This is a genomic window from Mesoflavibacter zeaxanthinifaciens subsp. sabulilitoris (assembly GCF_014191595.1).
In the GTDB taxonomy this organism is placed as follows: Bacteria; Bacteroidota; Bacteroidia; order Flavobacteriales; family Flavobacteriaceae; genus Mesoflavibacter; species Mesoflavibacter zeaxanthinifaciens.
This window is the reverse complement of the sequence record NZ_JACHWV010000002.1, coordinates 406,309-430,115: the sequence shown is the minus strand read 5'-3', so window position 1 is coordinate 430,115 and position 23,807 is coordinate 406,309. Positions and strand designations below refer to the sequence as shown.

The 23,807-nt window shown below is 31.8% G+C and carries 16 protein-coding genes; 8 read left to right on the top strand and 8 right to left on the bottom strand.

Annotated features, from left to right (window positions below):
• Positions 1–40: 40 nt before the first annotated feature.
• Complete coding sequence (locus FHS04_RS04745; protein ID WP_027879110.1) at positions 41–997, bottom strand: OmpA family protein; 957 nt, start codon at positions 995–997, stop codon at positions 41–43.
• Positions 998–1,024: 27 nt separating this feature from the next.
• Positions 1,025–1,786: an exodeoxyribonuclease III gene (locus FHS04_RS04740; RefSeq protein ID WP_106680220.1), complete on the bottom strand. Its 762-nt coding sequence runs from the start codon at positions 1,784–1,786 to the stop codon at positions 1,025–1,027.
• A 118-nt stretch (positions 1,787–1,904) separates the two neighbouring features.
• Between FHS04_RS04740 and FHS04_RS04735 the strand changes: the two genes are divergently transcribed.
• The 5 genes from FHS04_RS04735 to FHS04_RS04715 all read left to right on the top strand — a co-directional run bounded on the left by FHS04_RS04735 (position 1,905) and on the right by FHS04_RS04715 (position 12,482).
• Entirely contained in the window at positions 1,905–5,348 is a 3,444-nt protein-coding gene (locus FHS04_RS04735) for a hypothetical protein (RefSeq protein ID WP_106680222.1), read from the top strand.
• A gap of 81 nt (positions 5,349–5,429) precedes the next feature.
• On the top strand, positions 5,430–6,464 hold the full coding sequence (locus FHS04_RS04730) for a flavin-containing monooxygenase (RefSeq protein WP_106680224.1): 1,035 nt from the start codon (positions 5,430–5,432) through the stop codon (positions 6,462–6,464).
• Between the two features lie 92 nt (positions 6,465–6,556).
• Positions 6,557–6,946 carry a hypothetical protein gene (locus FHS04_RS04725; protein ID WP_106680226.1) on the top strand — a complete coding sequence of 130 codons (390 nt, stop codon included), beginning with the start codon at positions 6,557–6,559 and terminating at the stop codon, positions 6,944–6,946.
• 66 nt (positions 6,947–7,012) lie between these two features.
• Positions 7,013–11,332, top strand: coding sequence for a CusA/CzcA family heavy metal efflux RND transporter (locus FHS04_RS04720; RefSeq protein ID WP_106680228.1), 4,320 nt, complete (start codon positions 7,013–7,015; stop codon positions 11,330–11,332).
• 1 nt (position 11,333) lies between these two features.
• Complete coding sequence (locus FHS04_RS04715; protein WP_106680230.1) at positions 11,334–12,482, top strand: efflux RND transporter periplasmic adaptor subunit; 1,149 nt, start codon at positions 11,334–11,336, stop codon at positions 12,480–12,482.
• A gap of 69 nt (positions 12,483–12,551) precedes the next feature.
• On the opposite strand, the gene FHS04_RS04710 is transcribed toward FHS04_RS04715, so the two are convergent.
• Positions 12,552–14,096 carry a glycine--tRNA ligase gene (locus FHS04_RS04710; RefSeq protein ID WP_106680232.1) on the bottom strand — a complete coding sequence of 515 codons (1,545 nt, stop codon included), beginning with the start codon at positions 14,094–14,096 and terminating at the stop codon, positions 12,552–12,554.
• A gap of 79 nt (positions 14,097–14,175) precedes the next feature.
• Positions 14,176–15,081, bottom strand: coding sequence for a hypothetical protein (locus FHS04_RS04705; protein WP_106680234.1), 906 nt, complete (start codon positions 15,079–15,081; stop codon positions 14,176–14,178).
• A gap of 202 nt (positions 15,082–15,283) precedes the next feature.
• Between FHS04_RS04705 and FHS04_RS04700 the strand changes: the two genes are divergently transcribed.
• Together FHS04_RS04700 and FHS04_RS04695 are read left to right on the top strand one after the other, a co-directional pair.
• Positions 15,284–15,973 (top strand): ComF family protein, encoded by a 690-nt coding sequence (locus FHS04_RS04700; protein ID WP_106680236.1) that lies wholly within the window; start codon positions 15,284–15,286, stop codon positions 15,971–15,973.
• Between the two features lie 57 nt (positions 15,974–16,030).
• Complete coding sequence (locus FHS04_RS04695; RefSeq protein WP_106680238.1) at positions 16,031–17,641, top strand: Ig-like domain-containing protein; 1,611 nt, start codon at positions 16,031–16,033, stop codon at positions 17,639–17,641.
• On the opposite strand, the gene FHS04_RS04690 is transcribed toward FHS04_RS04695, so the two are convergent.
• The gene (locus tag FHS04_RS04690; protein ID WP_106680240.1) at positions 17,628–18,413 is read right to left on the bottom strand and encodes a nitrilase family protein; all 786 of its coding nucleotides are present in this window, start codon (positions 18,411–18,413) and stop codon (positions 17,628–17,630) included. The two genes, FHS04_RS04695 and FHS04_RS04690, sit on opposite strands and share 14 nt — an antisense overlap.
• On the bottom strand, positions 18,413–18,934 hold the full coding sequence (locus FHS04_RS04685) for a hypothetical protein (protein WP_106680242.1): 522 nt from the start codon (positions 18,932–18,934) through the stop codon (positions 18,413–18,415). Before FHS04_RS04685 ends, FHS04_RS04690 begins: the two co-directional genes overlap by 1 nt.
• A gap of 97 nt (positions 18,935–19,031) precedes the next feature.
• Here FHS04_RS04685 and FHS04_RS04680 point away from each other — a divergent pair, with 97 nt between their 5' ends.
• Positions 19,032–21,122 (top strand): S46 family peptidase, encoded by a 2,091-nt coding sequence (locus FHS04_RS04680; RefSeq protein ID WP_106680244.1) that lies wholly within the window; start codon positions 19,032–19,034, stop codon positions 21,120–21,122.
• A 42-nt stretch (positions 21,123–21,164) separates the two neighbouring features.
• Here the strand turns inward: FHS04_RS04680 and FHS04_RS04675 are convergent, their stop codons facing one another.
• Both FHS04_RS04675 and FHS04_RS04670 read right to left on the bottom strand, forming a co-directional pair.
• Positions 21,165–22,934 (bottom strand): MutS-related protein, encoded by a 1,770-nt coding sequence (locus FHS04_RS04675; protein WP_106680246.1) that lies wholly within the window; start codon positions 22,932–22,934, stop codon positions 21,165–21,167.
• 89 nt (positions 22,935–23,023) lie between these two features.
• Entirely contained in the window at positions 23,024–23,770 is a 747-nt protein-coding gene (locus tag FHS04_RS04670; protein WP_027879125.1) for a succinate dehydrogenase/fumarate reductase iron-sulfur subunit, read from the bottom strand.
• Positions 23,771–23,807: the final 37 nt, after the last annotated feature.

Genomic DNA, 23,807 nt, shown 5'->3' with positions numbered 1-23,807 from the left:
ACAATTTGCGCTAAGTATAACTCAAGACTGTGCTAACGCCCTAATTATTTAACAACTCTGTGATTTTGTCTAATTTTGGTGTTAAAATAACCTCTATACGACGGTTTTTTGCTTTTCCTTCAGCTGTGTCGTTAGTTGCAACAGGAGCATACTCGCCACGACCTGCAGCTGTTAAACTTTCTGGATTGATATTTTTATTTTCTTGAAGGATATTTACTATTGCTGTAGCACGTTTAGTTGATAAATCCCAGTTGTCTTTTACGTTTCCGTTACCAGAAAATGGGTCGTTATCTGTGTGTCCTTCTATCAATACTGAAATGTCTGGATTATCTGCCAACACTGTTCCTAACTGCTTTACTGCTTGTTTACCTTGTGTTCCTACTGCCCAACTACCTGATTGGAATAACAGTTTATTTTCCATAGATACATAAACTTTTCCGTTACGTTTTTCTACGGTTAATCCTTTACCTTCAAAATCTACTAACGCACTTGAAATGGCGTCTTTTAACGCATTCATTTCGGCTTCTTTTGCAGATATTATAGCCTCTAGATCTGCTACACGTTGCGATCTTGCTTCAAGTTCTTTTTTTAACTGCTCTAATCTAGCGTTTTCTGTAGCTAATGCTTGCTCTTTAGCTTCTAATTGCGCTAATAATTCTCTGTTCTTTTTTGTGTTTGCCGCAATTGCAGAACTACTATTAGCTTCTAAAGCGTCATATGATGCTTTTAAAGTATCATAATTAGTTTTTGTTGCTGCTAGATCTGCTTGTAATTGGTCGCGTTTTGCTACAGCTTCGTCATATTTTGCTTGTAATGAAGCTAAGTCATTTTCAGCTTGGTTTTTTGCTTTTTGTAAATCCTTATTTTGATCTTTTAACGATCTATTTTCTTTTTTTAAGTCTGCATATTTACTTTCTAGCTCTTTGTACACTTTTGGCGATACACAACTTGATAATACAAAAGTTGAAAGCATTAAAGTTAAAAAGGTGTTTTTCATTTTTTATTTATTTGGGATTGTTGTTTATTAGTTTTCTAGTTCTAGCAAAATTGGACAATGGTCACTATGTTTTGCTTCTTGTAATATAACTGCTCTTTTTATTTTTTGTTGTAATGGCTCGCTAACCATTGCGTAATCTAAACGCCAACCTTTATTGTTTGCTCTTGCATTGGCGCGATAGCTCCACCACGAATATTCTTGTCTTTCTGGATGAAGAAATCTAAAAGAATCTATAAATCCGCTATCTATAAAGCTTGTTAACCACTCGCGTTCTTCGGGTAAAAAACCTGAAACGCCTTTCATTTTTGGGTTATGAATATCTATTTCTTCATGACAAATATTATAATCTCCGCAAACTACAAGGTTTGGTCGTTCTTGGCGTAATTCATTTAAATATTGATGAATCATGTCCATATATTCAAATTTGTGAGATAATCTAGCATCGTTTGTTCCAGAAGGCAAATACATGCTCATCACCGATAAATGTCCAAAATCTACACGCAGGTTTCTACCTTCAAAATCCATAGATTCTATTCCTGTTCCAAACTCGACATGGTCTGGTTCGGTTTTACACAACACAGCTACACCGCTATAGCCTTTTTTTTGTGCGCTAAACCAATAATTATAATGGTAACCAGCGTCTTTAAACAAGTCTAAATCTAGCTGTTCTTCCATTGCTTTTATCTCTTGCAAACACAAAATATCTGGATTTGTACTTTTTAACCAATCTATAAATCCTTTGTTTATTGCAGCTCTAATTCCGTTAACGTTGTACGAGATAATTTTCATCTTAATTATTAATTTCTGCTAAAATAAATAATGCGTTACTTTTACAAGATGAATTATAGCCTTTTTAACTAAAAAATATTAACAAAATAAAGTAACAATTTTGCTGTTATAGTTGTAGATGAAAAATTGCTTTACCTTTTTTATTTTCTTGTCAGTCTTTTTTGCTTTTGGGCAAGACCAAGATGCTTTATTGGTAAAGAAAACCATCGCTGTCAAAGACACTATAAAAGTAGATAGCGTAAGTATAAATTCTAATTTTTTTGAATTAAAAACTAAAAGCTATCAGATTTTAGATACTACGTATTACACTATTGATTTTGCAACGTCAACGCTTCAACTCTTAAAACCTATTGAAGGAGATTCTGTAATAGTAAGCTACCAAAAATATCCTGAATTTTTAACTAGAACTTACCAACAATTTGACAAAAGCGTTATTGTAGAAAGTACTGCAAACGTTGATAAACTTGTACAACTTAAACAACCCAATATTACCAACACTTTTACACCTTTTGATGGTTTAACCACTACAGGTAGTATAAGTCGTGGTGTGACTATTGGTAACAACCAAAATTCGGTTTTGAATAGCGAATTAGATTTACAAATTACCGGTAAATTAAACGATAAAGTCTCACTGCGTGCCAGTATACAAGATGCCAACATACCATTACAAGAAAGTGGTTACTCACAACGTTTAGACGAGTTTGACCAAGTGTTTTTAGAGCTTTTTAGTGACCGCTGGGCGATACGTGCTGGAGATATCGACTTACAAAACAGCAACTCTTATTTTGCTAATTTTTCTAAGCGAGTGCAAGGCTTACAAATAAGAGCTAACTTGGGTGACGACAACCATCAAACCAATATTTTTGCGTCAGGCGCTTTGGTACGCGGACAATTTACCAACTACCAATTCACCGCTCAAGAAGGTAATCAAGGTCCGTACAAACTGCAAGGTCCAAGTGGCGAGTTGTTTGTACTTATTGTTTCTGGAAGTGAAACCGTTTACGTAAATGGCGTACCGTTAAAAAGAGGAGAAAACGAAGATTATATTATAGATTACAATGCAGGTGAAATTATTTTCAACCCTACGTATCCTGTAACTTCAGAAATGAGAATTAGTGTTGATTTTCAATATTCTGAACGAAATTATTCTAGAATTGTCGCTTTTGGAGGTGGAAATTACAGTAGCGAAAAACTGAAAATTGGCGCTTCTGTCTATTCTGAAAACGATTCTAAAAACAATCCATTACAACAAAATATCTCTCAAGCACAAGCTGAAATTTTAAGCAACGCAGGTGATGATCAAAACCTAATGATAGCGCCTTCTGAAGTCCTAGAAGCATATAATGAAAATAGAATTTTATATAGAAAAGAGATTATTAATGGAGAAGAGATTTACATATTCTCCAACAACCCAGATGACGAGCTTTACAGCGTTACCTTTACTTTAATTGGAGATAACCAAGGTAATTATATACTATCATCGTCAAATGCCATTAATAATATTTATGAATACATTGCGCCAATAAATGGCATACGACAAGGTAATTACTCACCAGTGGTACAATTAGTAGCGCCAACACTTTTACAAATTGCTGTGGTAAATAGTGAATACACACCAAATGAAAAAACAAACATTAGTTTTGAATTAGCCGGTAGCAAAAACGACCTTAACCTGTTTTCTAATTTAGATGATAAAAACAATAATGGTTATGCAGGTAAATTAACCGTAGAACAGTCCATAATCAAACAAGATAGTCTTTGGAATCTTAATGCAATTGCAGATATAGATTACATCAATCAAGATTTTAAAACTATACAACGTTTATACCGACCAGAATTTAATCGCGACTGGAATTTAAGTCAAAATAGCACCAATCTTCAAAATACAACCTTAGGAAATCAAGCTTTAATTTCGGCAGGTTTTGAGGCTTTTCATCCCGAAAAAGGAAATGCAAGCTACAACTTTCAACATTTAAACTACTCAGGAACATTTAGCGGAAGCAAACACAATTTAAACACCAATTTAAGACTTAAAAAACTTAATATTTCATCACAAACAAGTCTATTAAATTCGGATGCAACTTTTAACAAATCTAGATTTTTCAGAAGTTACAACAAAGCCATTTACGCTTTAAAAAAACAATGGTTTGGTGCTGGCTTTTCTGCTGAAGAAAACAAAGAACGTATTAAAGAAACTCAAGCTTTTACAAACTTATCCCAACGTTTCACAGCTTATCAAGCCTTTACAGGAATTGGTGATAGCACCAATGTTTTTGCTGAAGTTGGTTATAAATTTAGAGTTAATGACAGTATTCAAAATCAAAAATTAACTCGTGTTAACACCTCAAATACTTACTATTTAGATTCGCGTTTGATAAGTAACAAAAACACCAATTTATCAATGTATGTTAATTACCGTACGCTGACTTATGAAGATGAAGACATTGCAGACGAAAACTCTCTAAACTCGCGTATATTATTCAATCAAAAGTTTCTAAAAAATGGTGTTATTTGGAATACTGCTTTCGAGACTAATTCTGGCTCTTTACCTCAACAAGATTTCACTTACGTGCAAGTAGAACCAGGTCAAGGCGCATACACTTGGATTGATTATAATAATAACGGTATACAAGAATTAGAAGAATTTGAAATTGCTCAATTTACCGATCAAGGTGAATATATTCGTGTGTTATTACCTAATCAAGTTTATATAAAAACACATCAAAACAGATTGAGTCAAACCCTAACTTTAAACCCAATAAATTGGGTGAATTCAGAGCAAAAAGGAAAAAAATTATTATCTAAATTTTACAATCAAACCAGTTATTTAATTGATAGAAAAATTAGAAGAAACGGTGATAATTTTGATTTAAATCCTTTTAAAAAAGACGAAGACAATCAATTGGGACTTAACCAAAACTTTAGAAATGTACTGTTTTTTAACCGAGGCAAGCAACGCTATACAACGTCTTACACGTATTTAAACAATCAATCTAAAAGCACACTAAGTTTTGGGTTTATAGAAAACAAATTGAAAAGTCACCAATTAAATTTTACGCACAAAATAGCTAATAGTTGGCTAGTTACTTTAACCTCTACTTTAGAAAATCAATTTAACAGAAGTCTAAACTTTAGCAGTAAAAACTTCGATTTAGATACTGAAGCTTTCAACCCTAAATTATCATATTTATTAAATGATAATGTTCAATTTGACGTGTTTTATCAATATACAAACAAAGAAAACACAATTAATAATTTAGAAACTTTACAGCAGCAAAAATACGGTTTATCCTTTGCGTTTTCGCCTAAAAACAATGCACAATCTGGCGCAATTTCTGCTGAATTTAACGTATTCAATAACGACTTTACAGGTAACGCCAACAGTCCTGTAGCTTATCAATTATTAGAAGGTTTACAACCAGGAAAAAACTTCACTTGGACACTTTTAGCGCAAAAAAAACTAACTAAATTTTTAGATTTAAACCTTAATTATTTTGGCAGAAAAACCGAAACTTCCAAAACCATTCATACCGGTAACGTTCAGCTAAAAGCTTATTTTTAAGCATTTACGTATTTTAAAAACTTACATTTGCTAAAACCCTTTAAAAAACGTATACTATGACAATAACCACAATACGTTTTAATGAAAGATTTTATAATTATTGGCGCAGCTCAAGCAGGATTATCTATGGCTTATCATTTAAAGAAAAATCAAAAAGATTTTTTAATAATTGATAAAGAGGATGAAATTGGTGCTTCTTGGCTTAACCGTTGGAACTCGTTAAAACTTTTTACACCAACCGAGTTTAATCATCTTGCAGGAATGCCTTTTCCTGCACCTAAAGGACATTATCCTGACAAATACGAAGTCGCAGATTACTTTAAAGCTTATGTAGAAAAATTTGATTTCCCGCTACAATTAAACACGCTTGCAGAACGCATTGAAAAGAAAGACAATCATTTCTCTGTAAAAACTAATAAAGGTGATTTAAAGTGCAAAGAAGTTATTGTAGCAACTGGACCGTTTCATATTCCTTACACGCCAAAATTTCATAATAATCTTTCCGAAGATATTTTTCAAATACATAGTAATTACTACAAAAATCCGGAACAACTTAAAGATGGCGCAACAATGGTTGTTGGTGGCGGTGATAGCGGATTTCAGATTTTAGATGAAATTTCAAAACAAACCAATAATAAAACTTATTTCTCAGGAAACACAGATATCAAAACTTTACCACAAGAAATCTTAGGAAAAACACTTTGGTGGTGGTTTACTATAACAGGCTTTTTAAGTTTTAGTAAGGACTCTTGGCTTGGAAAAAAGATTAGTAAATCTAAACAGCCAATTATTGGCACAGATGTAAAATCTATAATTAAAAGAGATAACGTTATACCTGTCGGATACACACTTGACGCCGAAAAAAACACTATTAAAACATCAAAAAAAACACTTAACGATGTAAAAAATATTGTTTGGGCAACCGGTTATAAACCCAACTTTAATTGGATAAAAAATATTGAGTTAACCCAAAATGGTTATCCAAAACATCATCGTGGTATTAGCACAACAAACGGACTATATTTTATTGGTTTACCATGGTTACACACACGTGGATCTGCTACTTTAGGCGGCATAAAAAAAGACGCTAATTACCTAGCTAATAATATTTTATAAATAAAAATCCTTAATTAAAAACATTCTATATTAACAGTCATATGTAACTTTTGTAACAGTTTAATTCCTTTAATTTTGTAATTTCGTAAGGCATGAACAAAATATTGGCATTAACATATTCGTTTCTGATTCTTATTCAAAGTTTCAATATTAACTTAGACGACATTTCTAAGATTAATGCCTTGATTGATCATGCTCAATTTCATAAAGAAATGTATGGCGATTCTTTTTTTGACTTTTTAGCTGAACATTATGGAGAAGCTAGAGATAATCACGAAAGCGAGCATAAAGAGCATGAAGACTTGCCTTTTAAAGACAACCATCATATGTGTACTCACGTTAATTTATCTTTTATAAGTCCTAATATTTCATTTAAAATAAGCAATGAAGTCTTCATTGAAATCCCTTTCAATTTCTTCTACAAAGAATCTTTTACTTCATTTGTAAAACCATCTGTTTTTCAACCACCAAAACACGCATAATTCATTTTAAAATTCATCCTGTTTTCAATTATGGACAGGTACTTTTCAATTTTATTATTATGAATTATGTTAGAAAAAATCATAAAATCAAGCTTAAATAATAAGCTTATTATTTTCCTTTTTACAGCATTTATTATTGGTTTCGGAATTTTCTCTTTGACCCAAATTCCTATTGGCGCTGTACCAGATATTACCAATAACCAAGTCCAAGTGATTACCACATCTCGCAACTTATCAACCCAAGATGTTGAGCAATTTATCACCTATCCTGTTGAGCTAGAAATGGCAAATTTACCAGGCGTAGAAGAGATCAGATCTGTCTCAAAATTTGGACTTTCGGTAGTCACCATTGTTTTTAAAGATGAAATGGGCACATATCTACCAAGACAATTAATTGCAGAAAAAATCAAGTCAGCTTCAGAGAAAATTCCAGATGGTTTTGGCTCGCCAGAAATGGGACCAATTACCACTGGTTTGGGCGAAATATACCAATACATTTTAGATGTAAAACCTGGTTACGAAGACCAATATTCCATTACCGATTTGCGCACCATCCAAGACTGGATTGTAAAACGACAACTCTCTGGTATTCCTGGTGTAGTAGAGGTTAATACTTGGGGCGGATTTTTAAAGCAATACGAAGTTGCTATTAACCCAAACAAGCTAAATGCTATGAATATTTCGGTATCCGAAATCTACAATGCATTAGAAAAAAACAACAGTGTTGCTGGTGGCGGATATATTGAAAAGACTGACGAAGCCTATTTTATTCGTGGCGAAGGCTTGGTTAAAAACCTTGAAGATATTGAGCAAATCGTAGTCAAAAATGAAGGCGCGCCAATTTATATTAAAGACGTTGCTAAAGTTGGTTTTGGAAGTGCCACGCGTTTTGGTGCTATTACCGGTAATGGCGAAGGCGAAAAAGTGCTTGGGCAAATTATGATGCTTAAGGATGGTAACTCTAAAGCCATTATTGATGCTGTAAAAGAACGCGTAAAAAGCATTGAAAAAAGTTTACCTGAAGGTGTTTACATCAACGGATTTTTAGAACGTAGCGAACTAATTGGCAAAACGACCTTTACTGTATCCGAAAATTTAATTTTAGGCTCACTCATTGTCATATTCGTTGTAGTGTTATTGCTTGGCAATTTGCGTTCAGGTTTGGTCGTTGCGTCTGTTATTCCGTTGAGTTTATTATTTGCTATTTCAATGATGAATATTTTTGGTGTAGATGCCAATTTAATGAGTCTTGGCGCGATAGATTTCGGGATTATTATTGATGGTGCAGTGATTATTGTCGAGTTTATTGCTTTTAGAATTATTACGGAAAGTGAAAAACTAAAATCACTCACAAAAGAAGCAAAACAGTCAGAAATCGATCAAATTACATTAAAAAGTGCCTCAAAAATGATGAATTCTGCCATTTTTGGACAATTAATCATCTTAATTGTTTTCATTCCAATTTTATCATTAAGCGGTGTAGAAGGCAAAATGTTTAAGCCTATGGCATTAACATTCAGTTTTGCGTTAGTTGGTGCAATGTTACTTTGTCTCACTTATGTTCCAGTAGTATCATCATTGTTTTTAAAACCTAAAGCACCAAGCGAAAAAAATGTTTCCGTTAGGTTAATGAAAGTGCTTAACTCTTGGTACAGACCTACTATTAATTGGGCTTTACATCGTAAAAAAACAGTAGTAAGTATAGCCGGAATTCTACTCGCTATCAGCATCTTTTTATTTAGTAAAATGGGTGGTGAATTTGTACCAACTTTAGACGAAGGCGACTTCGTAATTCAACCTGTTTTAAAAACAGGAACATCACTTGGAAAAACCATCGAAATCACGACTAAAATCGAGAATATTCTATTAGAAAATTTCCCAGAAGTTGACCAAGTTGTTAGTCGTATTGGTGCTGCCGAAGTCCCAACAGATCCAATGTCTATGGAAGAAAGTGACGTGATTATAAAACTGAAACCAAAGGACGAATGGGTAAGCGCAGAAAGTAAAGACGAATTAGCGGATAAATTTAAAGAAGCACTAAGTATCATTCCTGGTATGGAAGTGGAATTTACCCAACCTATCGAAATGCGTTTTAACGAGCTAATTACTGGTGTTAGAGCCGATGTGGCTATTAAAATATTTGGTGAAGATTTATCCATTTTAGCCAATAAAGCAGACGAAGTCAAAGAACTAATTAAAAATGTAGAAGGTGCTTCAGATATCATCATCGAAAAAGTTGAAGGTTTACCACAAATGAGTGTGTCTTTCAACCGAAGTAAAATTGCACGTTACGGACTTAATATTTCAGATGTTAACCAAATGATTTCAATGGGATTTGCTGGCGGAACTGTTGGTCAAGTGTTTGAAGGCGAAAAGCGCTTTGATCTGGTGATGCGTTTAGACCAAAACAATAGAAAAAACCTAGCCAGTCTTCAAAATTTATATGTCGATACACCAAGTGGCACAAAAATTCCGCTTAGCGAATTAGCAGAAATCACATACACCACTGGACCTGCAAAAATTTCAAGAGACGACACCAAACGTCGTATCGTCGTTGGGATCAATGTTCGTAACCGCGATTTGCAATCGGTAGTAGATGATGTCAGAGCCATTCTAGACCAACAACTTAAACTACCTGTTGGTTACAACATAACGTATGGCGGACAATTTGAAAATTTACAAAGTGCCAAAGCGCGTTTAATGATTGCGGTACCAATTGCTTTAGCCTTAATTTTCTTACTGCTTTATTTTGCATTTGGCTCAGTAAAAGAAGCCTTATTAGTATACTCTGCTATTCCATTATCTGCTGTTGGTGGCGTATTGCTTTTATGGTTACGCGATTTACCGTTTAGTATCTCGGCAGGTGTTGGTTTTATTGCACTTTTTGGTATTGCAGTACTTAATGGTATTGTACTTATAGAGCATTTTAAAGAACTAAAAGCACACGGTATGGATGATATAGAAGAACGCATAAAACGTGGTACTTCTGAGCGTTTGCGACCTGTTTTACTAACAGCAGCAGCAGCAGCTTTAGGATTTTTACCTATGGCGGTTTCCACCAATGCTGGTGCCGAAGTGCAGCGTCCGTTAGCAACCGTAGTTGTTGGTGGTTTAGTCACTGCAACCGTATTAACCCTAATCGTATTACCCGTTTTATATGCGTGGTTTGAAACTAAAAAAGAAATTAAAATGAATAAAACTGCAATTGTTACCATTCTCGGTTTCTTTTTTATGATGAATGCTAACGCTCAAAATCCATTAACTATTGAAGAAACCTTAGCGTTAGCTATAGAAAATAACGCTAGTTTAAAAGCTTCAAATCTTAAGGTAGATAAAAGTAATGCTTTAATAGGAAGCGCTTTTAGTTTTGATAAAACGTCGATTTATTACAGTTATGACGAAAATAATTTAGCCATAAACAACCAACCATTAAAGGTGTTTGGTATTGCTCAAGATTTTAAGTTTCCAACAGTTTATTTTGCTGAAAAGAAGACGAACAAAGTAAAAGCTAGTTTAGAAGAAATACATTATAATCTTCGGTTTCTGCAATTACAGCAAGCGGTTTACGCCAACTATTACCAATTAAGTTATGCTAAAAACAAGGCAAAAACCTACAGATATTTGGATAGTTTATATCAAGATTTTGCCAGTAAATCAAAACGCCGTTTTGAACTTGGCGAAACCAATTATTTAGAAATGATTACCGCCAAATCCAAACAAAAACAGTTAGAAACCTTATACAAACAGGCACTTAAAGAAGTTACTTTTTCTAAAGAGCAATTAAAAAGTATTGTACAAGTTGATAGTTTAGATATAGTAGACCAACCGCTTGAACAGTTACAAATTGAAACTATTTCAACACAAAACAATGTTGGTTTTCAATACTTCGAACAAGCTAAAAACTATCAAAACGCTATCTATCAACAAGAAAAACAAAACCTATTACCCGACATTAGCGTCGAGTATTTTCAAGGTACAAACGACCAATTAAACACCAATATAAAAGGATATCAATTAGGGTTGAAAATTCCGTTGTTATTTTTTGGTAATGCTTCAAAAATAAAAGCCTCAAAAATTGCTAAAGACATTATTACAGAGCAACAACAGGATTACAAAACCAAGTTAAACACTAAGTACAATGCGCTTTTGGCGACTTTAGCGCAATACGAAGAAGCTGTAAATTACTATAATAATGAAGGTGAAGACCTTAAAAATCAAATTATAAAAACAGCAAATCGTACGTTTAAAGAAGGTGAAATTGACTTTTTTCAATACATACAAAGTCTTGAAACCGCTAGCGAAATTGAATTATCGTACCTAGAAAATTTAAACGCTTACAATCAAACCGTAATACAAATTAATCACTTGACATTAAATATTAACTAAGATGAAAAACATATATATACTTCTTTTTTCGCTTTTATTTTTAGCCTGCGGAAATAAAGAAAACAACACAGAAACGATTGAAAACTCAACAACCAAAAACAATGGAATAACAGTAACTAAAGCTCAATTTGAAAGCGAGCAAATGGTTTTAGATAGTTTAAAAACACTTGATTTTTCAACAGGAATTGCCGTTACCGGAATGATAGATGTGCCACCAAAAAACAAATCTAGTATCACGACATTCATTGGTGGATATATTACAAACACACCGCTTTTAGTTGGTGACGAAGTTAAAAAAGGACAACTTTTAGTAAGCTTAAAAAATCCTGAGTATGTTGAAATTCAGCAAAACTATTTAGAAATCGCAGAGCAACTTAATTATTTGAAAGCTGAATTTAACAGACAAAAAACGTTGTTTGATGAAAAAATAACTTCAGAAAAAAACTACCTAAAAGCGCAAAGCACTTACAAAAGTAGTTTGGCGACTTACAACGGATTAAAGAAAAAATTACAAATGATGAATATTAGTACAGCTGCTGTAGAACAAGGCAATATTACTTCAACCATTAATTTGTACGCACCAATTAACGGAAATGTCACTAAAGTAAATGTAAGTAATGGCGCTTATGTTGCGCCAAACGATGTGATATTAGAAATTGTAGATATTGACCATATTCATTTGGAATTATCGGTATTTGAAAAAGACATTATGCACATTAAAAAAGGTCAAAAAATACAGTTTAAAATTCCTGAAGCTTCAGAAAAAACTTTTGAAGCAGACGTGCATTTAGTTGGCACTACCATTGATGAAACTACAAGACGTGTTAAAGTTCACGGACACGTAGATAAAGACTTAGCTAATTTTATTGTTGGTATGTTTGTAGAAGCTAACATTATTACAGACAGTAAAAAAGGTCTTGGCTTGCCAAACGAAGCTATTGTAAGTGAAGACAAAAATAATTATGTGCTTGTTTTAGATGAAACAACTATTGATGGCTATCAATTTAAAAAGCTAAAAGTAAACATAGGACAACAAGACGAAAATGCTACAGAAATTTTAAATCCTGACATTTTACAAAACAAACAAATATTAGTTAAAGGTATTGGAATGTTACTTGAAGAAAGTGGTGAAGGTGGACATAGTCATTAAACTAAAAACGCCCAAAACGAAAAGTTTTGGGCGTTTTTTTATTTATAAATTTCTGCTTTAACAGGAATTTTACATCTTCATTAACCATTCTTTTACATCAACTTCTTTTTTAATGATGTCGCGTAACTCTTCAACTTTAACACGTTTTTGTTCCATAGTATCTCTATGACGTATAGTTACGGTGTTATTTTCTAGACTTTCGCCATCTACTGTAATACAAAATGGCGTACCTGCTGCATCTTGACGACGGTAACGTCTACCAACTGCATCTTTTTCGTCATAGGTAACGTTAAAGTCCCATTTTAAATCGTCTACAATATCTTTTGCCATTTTAGTTAAGCCTTCGTCTTTTTTAACTAATGGTAAAATTGCTGCTTTTGTTGGTGCTAAAACTGCTGGTAATTTTAAAACGGTTCTTTCGCTTCCGTCTTCTAATGTTTCATCTTGTAAACTGTTAGAAAACACTGCTAAAAACATACGATCTAAACCAATTGAGGTTTCTAAAACATAAGGTGTATAACTTGTATTATCTTCGTTATCAAAATACTGAAGTTTTTTACCAGAATACTCTTCGTGTTGTTTTAAATCGAAATCTGTACGTGAGTGAATTCCTTCTAATTCTTTGAATCCGAATGGAAATTTAAACTCAATATCTGTAGCTGCATCTGCGTAATGTGCTAATTTTTCGTGATCGTGGAAACGGTAGTTATCTTCGCCTAAACCTAATGATTTATGCCACTTAAGACGTGTTTCTTTCCAGTAATCAAACCATTCTTTTTGTGTTCCTGGTTTGATAAAGTATTGCATTTCCATTTGTTCAAACTCGCGCATTCTAAAGATAAATTGTCTTGCAACAATTTCGTTTCTAAATGCTTTTCCTGTTTGAGCAATTCCGAAAGGAATTTTCATACGTCCTGTTTTTTGCACATTAAGGAAATTTACAAAAATACCTTGTGCTGTCTCTGGACGCAAATATAAATCCATTGCGCTGTCTGCACTTGCTCCTAATTTGGTACCAAACATTAAGTTGAATTGCTTAACGTCTGTCCAGTTTTTACTTCCGCTTAATGGACATGCTATTTCTAATTCTTCAATTAAGGCTTTTACGTCTGCTAAATCTTCATTTTCTAAAGATTTACCTAGACGTTTTAGGATGGTATCAATTTTTTCTTGATAACCTAAAACACGACCGTTTGTGCTTAAAAATTCTTCTTTATTAAAAGCATCGCCAAAACGTTTTTTGGCTTTTTTAACTTCTTTTTCAATTTTAGCTTCGATTTTTAAGCAATAATCTTCAACTAAAACATCGGCGCGGTAACGTTTTTTTGAGTCTTTATTATCAATTAACGGATCATTAAAAGCATCTACGTGTCCAGACGCTTTCCAAGTGGTTGGATGCATAAAAATTGCAGCATCAATACCTACAATATTATCGTGCATTTGCACCATTGCACGCCACCAATAGTCGCGTATGTTTTTCTTTAATTCTACACCGTTTTGTGCGTAGTCGTAAACTGCGCTTAATCCATCGTAAATTTCGCTACTCTGGAATACGTAACCATACTCTTTTGCGTGAGAGATTACTTTTTTAAATTGATCGTCGTTGTTTGCCATAATACAGCAAAGATAAACGTTTATAAAAAGTTTACAATATAATTTTTGGCTGATTTAAGCCTAATAATTAAGAAGAAAATTAGTCTAACAATATTGAAGTACTAGCTAAACGGTTGTCTTGGTTAAAAACGTTTACAAAATAAAGACCTTGTTTAAAAGGTTCATCTTTATCAGCATCTATAAAAGTTGAAACTGCTAAATCTTTATTGTTAAAATTAACATCTAGTTTTTTACTGTAAATTAAGGATTGTTTACCAAACTTAGCTTCGTCTTTATTTGACACCACATTATTATTTGGATTAACTATTTGTATATAAATATCTTTTTTACCCTTAGTAATTAAATCATTTTTTGGTATTACAAATTCGACTAAAAGTTTGTTTGTTCTTTTTGCTTTATCTGTTGTTACAACCTTATTTTTACTAACACGTTTTACTGCTTTTGCATCTAACATGGTAATTTGCATTTGACTTGCCTTAACAATGTGTTTATTTAAGGTTTCATTGCGTTTTTTAAGCTTTACATTTGTTTCTTTTAATGTATTGGCTTTAACTTTTATACTGCTTAATTGTTGTTTAGATTGAGTAACTTCTGTTTGTAAAGTTTTATTTTTAGTCTCTAAGCTATTAACTAAGTTAAGAATACGTGCCTTTTCTTCCTTAAGTAATTGTACTTTGGACTTATAATGAGTTAATAAATTGGCTGTGACTTCTAGTGTTTTTATGGAGTCTAACGCATGTTCTAATTTTAGCTTAGAAGCTTCTAATTGTAAACTTAATTCTTCGTTTTCAATATCTAAAGTATCAAATCTAGATATCATCTCTGACAACTCATTTTGAATTAAGCTTTTTTCTTGAGCTAAGTATGCATTATACTCTTCTAACTTATTTTGATTTTGAAATGTAAATACTCCTAAAACGGATAACGCTATTATCAATGAACCAATAATTAACTTGTAGTTGTATGTTTGAGGGAAAACTATCATTGTTAATTTTTTTTGCAAAGTAAACAAGAAGAATAAAGACCATCAATAATTATCGATAAAACGAAAAAATAATTGATTAACTATGTTAATTGATTATCAAATTATAATTATTAAAACCTAAATTTAGAAATATGTTTAATCATAGATTTTTAATATTAAACATTTATTCATTATTTTCATTGAAGAATAAAACGAATATTCGATGCAAAATTTAATAAGAGATTTTATTAATGTTTTCTTCCCTTCAGTTTGTAATGCTTGTAAAAACTTACTTTCTGATAATGAAGATTTTATATGTACAGATTGTAGACATAAATTACCTATTACAGAGTTTCATCTTAATAATGATAAAAGTATTGATAATGTTTTATACGGTCGTGTTGCTATAGAAAACGGTACTGCTTTACTAAGATTTGAAAAACAAGGTACGGTACAATATTTAATACATCAACTTAAATACGGTGGCAATGAAAAAGTAGGTGAATTTTTTGGTAAATGGATAGGCACAGAACTTAAAAACATAATAAACTATAAAGATATAGATGTTGTAATACCAGTACCATTACACCCTAAAAAACTAAAAAAACGTGGTTATAATCAAGTTGAAAAATTTGGAAAAGAAATTGCTTACGCATTGCAAGCTGAATTTATAGATGATATTTTGATAAAAATTAGTGGTTCTTCAAAATCTCAAGCATCAAAAAAACGTCTTGAAAGATGGCAACTTAATAACGAACTTTTTTCTACTAAAAACATAGAAAAATTAAACAATAAGCACATTCTATTAGTTGACGATATAATTACTACAGGAAATACAATAGAGTCTTGCTGCATACAACTTCAAAAAGCAAATAATATAAAAATAAGCATTGCTTGTATGGCAATAGCATAAAGGATTTTTCGTTAAGACATAAATATGTTGTTAATTTGTGCTTCTATTTGATTTTTTATGCAAAAACGTTGGATAAATTTTAGTTTTTATTTAATACTAGCACTTACTGCTATTAACTGTGCCAACCGTGGATCTATTGGTGGCGGACCAAAAGATGTGACTCCACCTGAAATAGTAAAAACTGTACCAGAAAATTACTCGACTAACTTTAACGCAAACGAAATAAGAATCTACTTTAATGAATATGTAAAAGTTAAAAATTTACAAAAGCAGTTAATTATTTCGCCTCCAATGGATATTCAACCAGAAATAACACCTTTAAGTTCTGCTAGTGAGTATATAAAAATTAAAATTTACGACACTTTAAAACCTAATACTACATACGCCTTTAATTTTGGTAATAGTATTGTAGATAACAACGAAGAAAACCCTTACGAGTATTATCGTTACGTCTTTTCTACCGGAGACTATATTGATTCTTTAAACGTTAAAGGAAGTGTAGTAGATGGATTAGACCGAATAACAGAATCTTTTATATCTGTTCATCTTTACGAAGTAGATTCTACTTACACAGACTCAATCATATATAAAGAAAAACCTAAATACGTCACCAACACATTAGATAGCACAACAAACTTTACTATCGAAAACTTAAAAGCTGGAACATACCGCTTAATTGCTTTAAAAGACAATAACAACAATAATTTATACGAGCAAAAAAGTGATAAAATTGGCTTTTTTGAAGATTACATTACCGTACCAGATACTTCTGCTAATTATCAACTTAAGGTCTTTAAAGAAGATTTAGATTATAAAGCATTTAAACCAAGATTAGTTGCAGGCGAAAAAATAGCATTTGGTTATCAAGGTGATTATACAAAAACTAAAATAGATGTATTATCTAAAGTACCTGAAGATTTTAAATTTAGAATTGTAAAAGAGCAAGACACAGATACTTTAAATTATTTTTACTATCCAAAATTAGAAGACACAGACTCTTTAATTTTTAAAGTACAAAACGATAAAATAATAGACACATTTACTGTAAAGCTTAAGGATAATTTAAAAGACTCTTTAAATCTAAGAGCAGAACCTATAAATACTATTGCTATAAACGAAAGTTTTAAATTAAAAGCTAATATCCCTATTACTAAAGTAAATAAGGATAACATTAGCATTATGGATAAAGACTCTGTTTTTATTGACTTTAATACTAAGCTTGACACATTATTAAACCATCTGGAAATCAAATTTGCAAAAGAAGATAAAAGCCAATATAAAATAACAATTTTACCAGAAACAGTAACAGACTTTTTTGAAAACACTAACGACTCTTTAAATTACAATTTGCAAACTCCAGATCCTGAAGCTTTAGGAGAAGCAAGAGTTTTAGTAAAAAATGCAACTTATCCTATTTTAGTACAACTTGTTAATGATAAAAGTGAAGTTAAATACGAAAAGTATAGTACAAAACCAGAACCATTAGACTTTTTCTATTTAAAACCAGGAAAATACTATTTAAGAGTTGTTTTTGACAGCAATAAAAACGGAAAATATGACACAGGTGATTTTTTAAGAAAAATTCAGCCAGAACGTGTAAGCTACCGTAAAAAAGAAGTCGAAATTAGGGTTGGTTGGAGTAATGTTGAAGAGTTTATTCTAAACTAAAACTATCTTTATCATCTAAAAAACGAAGTTTGCTTCTTACATCATCAATATGTTTTTTGTTTAAAACTATTACTTCTACACCTTCAAAATTTGGCTGTATGGTTGAAAGTTTTTTACCTAAAGCATCATAGACTGCAGAGTGACCAGAATATTCATAGTTATTAGCATCTAAACCAACACGGTTAACACCAATACAATAACTCATGTTTTCTATTGCTCTAGCTTGTAACAAAGTATTCCAAGCATGTACTCTTATTTTTGGCCAATTAGCAACGTAGATTAATACATCATAATCCTCTTCTGCTATTCTTGACCAAACAGGAAATCTTAAATCGTAACAAATTAGAGGTTGTATTTTAAAACCTTTATAATTTACAATGACTTTAGAATTTCCTCTTTTGTAAACCTTATCTTCGCCTGCTAAAGTAAACGTGTGTTTTTTATCGTAAGTGTCTATCAAACCATTTGTATGCACAAAAAATAATCTATTGTAGTAATCGCTATTATCTTTAATTGCAACACTTCCAACAATAGCTGCATTTTTTTGAAAAGCCATTTTTTTCATCCAAATAATGGTCTCTCCTTCTTCAGTTTCGGCAATATGTTCTGGCGTCATTGTAAAACCAGAAGTAAACATTTCTGGTAATACAATTAGATCTACATCTTGTGTAATTTCTTCAATTTTTTTGGTGAAATTTTCTCTGTTTTGATTAGGATTTTCCCATACCAAATCTGCTTGGATTATCGCAACATGTAGACTGTTTTCTTCCATTACAACTTTTTTAATTTCTTTTCTGCTTTAGCTACTTTATCATTGAGTTTTTCAATTTTTTTAAGCCATTTAGCTTCATCTTCTGTACTTAATTTTCCTTTTTTACTAAGTTTCTCGTACTTAGATTGCGCTTTTTTAGCTTCTTTTTCGGCTTTTGCTAATTGCTTTTCGGCTTTAGCTTTTTTGGCAATTTCATTTTCTTTCTTCTTTAATGCTTTTTGAGTCTTTTTTTGTTGCTTTTCAAGCTTTTTTAGTTGCTTTGCCTGTTTTTCGGCTTGTTTTTTAGCTTTTTCAGATGCTTTTTTCTCTAATTCAATTTGTTTTAATGCGTTTTGCTTTTCTTCAGCTAAATCATATATTTTTTGCTGTTGCTCTTCATTTAAAGCATTAGTAACATCTGTACCATTAGATAAAATTGTTTTATCATCTACTTGGTATTTTTTATCGTCTAAAGTTACTTCTTGCGCAAAAGTAAAACCTATACCTAATAGGATAATAATTAAAGTAATTATTGATTTCATTTGTAAAATATTTAATACCTAAATATAAGTAATTGATGTTTGCTGGCTTACGCCTTTAACTAATTTTTTATATTTGAGTTTTAATAAACTAAATACAATGAGACTTATAAAATTTTTACTACTTTTTATCACTTTTAGTGTATCTGCACAACAAGGTGGTATGTGGATTCCTTCGCTTTTGGATGGAATGAATGAAACCGAAATGGCTAACCTTGGAAGCATGCTTACTGCTGATGATATATACAGCGTTAACAAATCTAGTTTAAAGGATGCTATCGGTCATTTTAATGGTGGTTGTACTACCGAAGTGATCTCTCCAAAAGGCTTAATTTTAACTAATCATCATTGTGGTTACAGTCAGATACAATCGCACTCTTCTTTAGAAAACGATTACATTAAAAATGGGTTTTGGGCAATGAATTTAGATGAAGAATTGCCAAACGAAGGTCTTTTTGTAGAATTTATTATACGTATTGAAGATGTTACTAACGATGTTTTAGCTGGTGTAACTGATGAAATGTCTGAAAAAGAAAAGCAATCTATAATTGACAAAAACAGCAATAAAGTTCAGACTTATTACGATAAAGAACCTTGGCAAGACTCTAAAGTTAAGGCGTTTTATAAGGGTAATCAATATTTTTTATTTATTACAGAACGTTTTGAAGATATTAGATTAGTTGGTGCGCCACCAGCAAGCATAGGTAAATTTGGTAGCGATACAGATAATTGGGTTTTCCCGAGACATACAGGCGATTTTTCTTTATTTCGTATTTATGCAGATAAAAATAACAGACCAGCAAAATATAGTACAGACAACGTACCATACACACCAAAACATTATTTACCAATATCTTTAGATGGTATAGAAGAAGACGATTTTACCATGGTATTTGGTTTTCCTGGTCGTACAAACGAATATCTTCCTGCAGTAGCTATACAACACATCACACAAGAATATAACCCAAGCAATATTGCAATTCGCGAAGCTGCTTTAAAAGTTATTGATGCTAATATGAAAGCTAACGATGAGGTACGTATTAAATACGCCTCTAAACAAGCAAGAATTGCTAACGCGTGGAAAAAATGGATTGGAGAAAATCTTGGTATCGAAAAAAGTAATGCAATAGCAGAACGACGTGCTTTTGAAGCTGAATTTACAAAAGCTTTAAAAGACAAAAATTTAGAAAGTAAATACGGAAACATTCTTCCTGAATTTGATCAACTTTATAAAGATTTTGCAGCAATAAATATTAAAAGAAGAAATTTTATTGAAGTATTTATTGTTACCAACGAGTTAATGACCATGACGCTTAGAGCTTATCAAATGGAGCAAGCTATTAAACAAAATCCTGATAATTTTGAAAAAGCTAAAGCGCGTTTTGCTTCAACTTTAAAAAGTATTCATAAAAATTATGATGTAAATGTAGATAAAGGTGTTTTTAAAAACGTTATGCCTTTTTACACACAAAAAGTAGATGCTTCTGTTTATGATAAAACAGCTCTAACAGATTTAGATGAAGCATTAAAACTTCTTGATGGTAAACCAAAAGACGTCCTTAAAAAGTTAAATAAAGACGCTGCTTATAAATATGCAAAACCATTTATTGATGAGTTTTACAGCACAATAAACCCAGAATTTGAAACTAAAAACGCACCTATCACTGCTTTAGAAAAACAATACATGAAAGCTTTGATGGAAGCGTTACCCGATGCTAGATATTTTCCTGACGCTAACAGTACAATGCGTGTAACTTACGGGAAGGTAAAAGGCTATTCGCCTAAAGATGCTGTTTACTATATGCCAGTAAGCTACTTAGATGGTGTGATTGAAAAGTATGTCCCTGGTGATTACGAGTTTGATGTACCACAAAAGCTTTTAGACCTATACGCTGCAAAAGATTTTGGACAATATGCAGATGCAAACGGTAAAGTACCTGTTTGCTTTTTAGGTACCAATCATACCACTGGAGGAAACTCTGGTAGTCCTGCAATAGACGCAAATGGTAATTTAATCGGACTAAATTTTGATCGCGTTTGGGAAGGTACAATGAGTGATATTAATTATGATCCTGAAATTTGTCGTAACATAATGGTAGACGCTAGATATGTTTTATTTATCATTGATAAATTTGCTGGTGCCAAACACTTAATTGAAGAGATGGAATTAGTACATCCTAAAAATAAATAATCCTAATTTTAAAAAAGCCGAAACTAAAAGTTTCGGCTTTTTTTAAACAATATTCATCTTCTTTAACAAGAAGCTAGCATTCATATTTTGACAAATTCCCTTTTTAAAGGTGTAATCAAAGAATAGCTCATCATTAACAATTTGAGCATCGAAATAATAGTTTTTAACTGCTTGTAACTCTTTTTCTATTTCGCACAAACTTAAGTCGTGTGTAGCAATTATTCCTGTTGCTTTACTTGCCACCAATTTCTCTACAAACTTTTTACTACCAATAGCTTTATCCGTACTGTTTGTTCCTTTTAATATTTCATCTAAAATGATAAAATAATCGTCGGTTTTAATAGCTTCAACTATATATTTAAGTCTGGTTAACTCACTAAAAAAGTAGGAACTATCATCTGTTAAAGAGTCTGTTGTGCGCATACTTGTTATTAACTTTACGGGACTATATAGACTTGACTTTGCACAAACTGGCAAACCTACATTTGACATTACTATATGCAAAGAAACAGTGCGCAAAAAAGTACTTTTACCAGCCATATTAGCGCCTGTAATTATAAAAAATTGTTGATTTTTAATTTCAAAGTCATTATCAACTCGCTTTTCTGACTTTAATAAAGGATGACCTAATTGCTCAACTTTAGTCGTTTGCTTGGTATCTAATATTTCAGGAAAAATATAATCTGGATTATTAAAAGTATAATTACCAAAACTGTTATAAACATCAAAAAAGCTAACCACTTCAAACCACTGTTCTACGGTATCATGATAATTTTCTATCCATTTTTCTATAGAAAAACTGTGGTTAATATCTGTCAAAAAATAACCGTTACCAAAAATGGCAGAAATGAAATTATTACGATTATCTAATGCGTCCATTGCTTTAGATAATTCTGTTAAAATCTCAGAAGCTTTTTTTGACTCTTGTTTTATTTTTTGTTGTTTATCTTTTAGTAAAGAGACGTTAAATTTTTCGTTTTCAATTAACTTAAGTAGCAACGCGTATTGTCTAAACGTATCTCTTATTTTATCAGTGTTTGAAGCTAAACCACTTATTTTTTTTAAATATTTACCAGTAATAAAAAAGCCTACAAAAATCCAGTATCCAAAATATTGTGGTTCTAGAATTTTAAAAATGACTAATGTTAATAATACTAAAGATGAAATTCCGAAAACTAATGGAATATGCTTCATCCATTTTGGCAAAAAACTTTTATGATTATTTAAAAAATAAACAACTTGATTAACATCGGTTTCTACATGTATTAAACTTGCTGTTGCTTGATATTCTTGACGCCAACTAGGTTTTTTGGCTAACTCTTTTATGGCTTGTTGTCTATCTTTTATATTTGTTATTTGATTAGCTTTTAATGCATTTGCTAATTTTTCCTGTCCTTCTTTTGTTGCTGTTCTATCTAAAAACTGAAAAAATGATCCTCTACCAAACAAATCAATATCTAATGCATAATTATGATTAACATTTTGATATTGTTCCCCTTTGTCTTTGTAGAAAAAATCTCCTGATATTATTCTAATTTCTTCCTCATTAATTGAAACTAACTGTTTATACAATAACAGTTGTTTTTTTATATTGGTATATTTAGATAATAACAATAAAAACAAGCTTAAACCAAGTATAGATATAATTGAAAACATTATCCATTCTCCAAAAAAACTATACAATCCAATTATGGTAAGAATAAAAATAGAGAAGCGTAATAGACTTAAACCAAATAATTGCTTACTTAGTTTTGATACCTGATTAGAATAGTTTGTAATATTTTTTTGGTAAAAAGCAGAAGGTTGTTGCATATTCAAAATTAAAAAGTAAAGAAACAAAAAAATCTCAAGAAGCTAGCCTCTTGAGATTTTACAAAATATATCTTGTTTTAGGTTATAAATTAACCTTTAAGACTTGCTTTTAAGTATTCGCTATTCATACGAGCTATATTTTCTAAAGAGATTCCTTTAGGACACTCTACCTCACATGCTCCTGTATTTGTACAGTTACCAAACCCTTCTTCATCCATTTGCTTTACCATGTTCATAACACGGTCTGTAGCTTCTACTTGTCCTTGTGGTAATAAAGCAAACTGAGACACCTTAGCACCAACAAAAAGCATTGCACTAGAGTTTTTACAGCTAGCTACACATGCACCGCAACCAATACATGTTGCTGCAGAAAATGCATCGTCTGCATCATGTTTATTTACAGGTATAGCATTAGCATCTATAGTATTACCAGATGTATTTACAGAGATAAATCCACCTGCGTGCTGTATACGATCAAAAGCACTTCTATCTACAACTAAATCTTTAATTACAGGGAATGCTTTTGCTCTAAATGGCTCTATAAAGATTGTGTCACCATCTTTAAACATACGCATGTGTAATTGGCATGTTGTTACGCCTCTATCTGGTCCATGTGCTTCTCCATTAATATATAAAGAACACATACCGCAAATACCTTCACGACAGTCATGATCAAACGCTACAGGCTCTTCACCTTTGTTAATCAACTGTTCGTTTAATACGTCTAACATTTCTAAAAAAGACATATCTGGAGAAATATCGCTGACCTGATAGTCAACCATTTTTCCTTTATCGTTGGCGTTTTTTTGACGCCATATTTTTAATGTTAAATTCATATATTCAGATTTTAGTATTGAGTATTGAGTATTGAGC